The following is a 2,053-nucleotide window of genomic DNA, read 5'->3' as shown; positions in this document are numbered from 1 at the left end:
GTACGTCCGGACGCCGCGGTCGTCTCGGTGCGGGCCCCTTCCCCGGAGCAGGCCGTGCGATGGGCGGCCGACTGCCGGGCGGCCGGCGTGTCCGTGGGCTGCTTCCGGCCTCCTTCCGTGCCCGACGGCATCTCACGGCTCAGGCTGACCGCCCGCGCGGACCTGTCCGGGGCAGAGATCGAACGCGCTGTACGAGTGATCGGCGAGACGCGGCCATGAGTCGGCGGGGCACGGCCGTGCGTCGCTCGATGACGGTCGGCGGACAGTCGGACAGTCGGATCGACGGGTGATGGGCCGGTCGGTCGGTGCGGGGTCCCGTCAGCGGACCGCGGTCACGAACTCCGCCCAGCTACCGGGGGAGAAGAGCAGCGCGGGCCCGTCGGGGGCCTTGGAGTCGCGCACGGCGAGCAGCCCGGCCAGGTGGCCGGAGGTCGGCCTGGCCGTCTCGACGCAGTTGTTCGCACCCGTGCTGTAGCTGCTGCGCAGCCATGGCACACCGTGGAGTGCGAGGCTGGAAGGGATGGTCCGAGGCGGTGCGGGCATCGTGCCTCCTTACGCGCCGGCTGCTGCGCCGGCGATGAAATCCAGCGAGTCCTCGGGTGAAAGAGCGTGCAGGGAAAGGGCGTTGAAGGCCTCCAAGTAGGCCCGGAGGTCTTCCTTCCCCTCCAGATAGAGGCTACTCGTCAAGTGGTCGAGAACAACAACATCGAGATCCGAAGTGTGCGAAAACGAAAAGATGACGAAAGGACCGGTCACCCCGATGTGCGCCCCCGCGGAGAACGGCAGTACCTGCAGCCGGACCTGGGGCAACCGTGCCGCCTCGACCAGCCGGTTCAGCTGACGGGCCATCACTCCGGGACCGCCGACCTCCCGGCGCAGCACCGCCTCGTCCAGGACCGCGCTCAGCTCCAGGGGTGGCTCGGTCCGCAGCACGTCCTGCCGGGCCAGCCGCACCTCCACCAGGGTGTCCAGACGTTCCTCCGACGCGCCCTCGGTCGCCGCCGCGGTCACCGCCCGCGCGTACTCCGGCGTCTGCAGCAGCCCCGGGATCACCGTGGTCTCCAGCGTGCGCATCGCGCTCGCCTGCGACTCCAGGCTGATGAAGTCCCGGTAGGTCGGCGGCAGCACACCGCGGTAGGCGTGCCACCAGTGGTGCCGGCCGCCGTCGTCACCGGTGCCCGACAGCACCAGCAGCAACTCCCGCAGCTGCGGATCGGCCACACCGTAGACGTCGAGCAGTAACCGTACGTCGGCCGGTTTCACCCCGCTCGTGCCCGTCTCGATCCGGCTCACCTTCGACTGGTGCCAGCCCGCGAGCCGGGCCGCCTCACCGCTGGTGAGTCCCGCCGAGGTGCGCAGCGCGCGTAATTCGGCTCCCAGTTTGCGGCGGCGTACCGCGGGCCCGTGCTGCATGGGTTTCTCCTTACTCCTTCCGGGCCGCCCGGATACGGTCTCCCGTCGCAGAGTTCACCGCTTTGAGCGACAGATATATGCATATCTTGGTGGATCGCCGCCCCGCGCCGTGCGGGGATGGCAGTCTGGCGACGAACCACCAGTGCGGGACCGTACTCGAACCAACCGCCCCGTGTCGGACCGCGGCCCGTGGGAAAGGGACGACATCGCCATGGCAGACCATCTGGAAGCATCCGTCACTCTGCCGAGCGATCCCGGCTCGGTCTCCGCCGCACGGGCCCATGCGGTGGGGACACTCACGGAATGGGGCATGCCGGCGGACGCGGAGCTGGCCGACACCGTCCGGCTGATCGTCTCCGAACTCGCCACCAACGCGGTGCAGCACACGTTCGGGCAGTCACCCACCTTCACGGTGGACGTCGTCCTGGTCCGTGACGAACGGGTGCACATCGGCGTGACGGACAGTCACCCCCGGTTCCCCAAGCGGCTGCCGGCCGCGGTCCAGCAGGACAACGGGCGGGGGCTGGTCATCATCCGCTGGCTGGCCGCGGAATGCGGGGGCAGGCTCAGAATCCGCCCCACGCGGGAGGGCGGCAAGACCGTCTCGGTCGAACTCCCCTGGACAGGAGCCGCCCAGGCC

At 70.0% G+C, this 2,053-nt stretch carries 3 protein-coding genes and 1 pseudogene; 2 read left to right on the top strand and 2 right to left on the bottom strand.

From position 1 onward, the window contains the following. Nucleotides 1–219 (top strand): annotated as a pseudogene (locus B9S61_RS01065) (8-amino-7-oxononanoate synthase); the annotation flags it as partial. Nucleotides 220–318: 99 nt separating this feature from the next. Here B9S61_RS01065 and B9S61_RS01060 read toward each other — a convergent pair. Beyond that, nucleotides 319–543, bottom strand: coding sequence for a DUF397 domain-containing protein (locus B9S61_RS01060; protein WP_103540485.1), 225 nt, complete (start codon nucleotides 541–543; stop codon nucleotides 319–321). A 9-nt stretch (nucleotides 544–552) separates the two neighbouring features. Continuing rightward, complete coding sequence (locus tag B9S61_RS01055; RefSeq protein WP_103540484.1) at nucleotides 553–1,413, bottom strand: helix-turn-helix transcriptional regulator; 861 nt, start codon at nucleotides 1,411–1,413, stop codon at nucleotides 553–555. A 211-nt stretch (nucleotides 1,414–1,624) separates the two neighbouring features. Between B9S61_RS01055 and B9S61_RS01050 the strand changes: the two genes are divergently transcribed. Beyond that, the coding region (locus tag B9S61_RS01050; protein ID WP_103540486.1) for an ATP-binding protein at nucleotides 1,625–2,053 on the top strand (429 nt) is incomplete at its 3' end.

The organism is Streptomyces sp. SM1, assembly GCF_002910825.1.
Lineage (GTDB): Bacteria > Actinomycetota > Actinomycetes > Streptomycetales > Streptomycetaceae > Streptomyces > Streptomyces okerensis.
Note: the sequence above shows the minus strand (reverse complement) of the source record. Positions and strands in the feature narration are given on the sequence as shown.

What these genes read in the sequence shown, in the direction of transcription:
- B9S61_RS01060 (WP_103540485.1), bottom strand. Translation starts at nt 543, where the DNA reads ATGCCCGCACCGCCTCGGACCATCCCTTCCAGCCTCGCACTCCACGGT.
- B9S61_RS01055 (WP_103540484.1), bottom strand. Translation starts at nt 1,413, where the DNA reads ATGCAGCACGGGCCCGCGGTACGCCGCCGCAAACTGGGAGCCGAATTA.